Here is a 434-nt window from a genome sequence, read left to right on the forward strand (position 1 = left end):
TCCTTGAACTGGATGGGCGACACCCCGCCGATGAAATTCTGCAAGCGTCACTACGCGCAATTCACGCCGCGCTTTCCTGATCACCAAAATGGATAGGGGATGATTTAACGAATGGATGCACTACAAACTCAAACTGTTAATAGTACAACCGCGCCGCAGCCCAACTACATTCCGGGTCTGATTGCGGTGGTCGGGTGTGATAGCACCGGTAAATCCACACTGACCACCGACCTGGTGACATCGCTGCAACAACACTGGCAAACCGAGCGGCGCTATCTGGGGCTGCTCTCCGGCGAAGACGGCGACAAAATCAAACGATTGCCGTTGGTTGGCGTCTGGCTGGAACGGCGACTGGCGGCCAAATCCTCGAAAACCCAAAGCATGAAAACCAAATCTCCGGCGCTATGGGCGGCGGTGATTATGTACTGCTTCTC

General features: G+C 54.6%; 1 protein-coding gene. It reads left to right on the plus strand.

The window, feature by feature from the left end:
* Positions 1–111: 111 nt before the first annotated feature.
* Positions 112–434, plus strand: a 323-nt coding sequence (locus D7W81_RS41565) for a hypothetical protein (protein ID WP_279637949.1), incomplete at its 3' end; no start/stop codon positions are given.

Source organism: Corallococcus aberystwythensis (assembly GCF_003612165.1).
GTDB lineage: Bacteria > Myxococcota > Myxococcia > Myxococcales > Myxococcaceae > Corallococcus > Corallococcus aberystwythensis.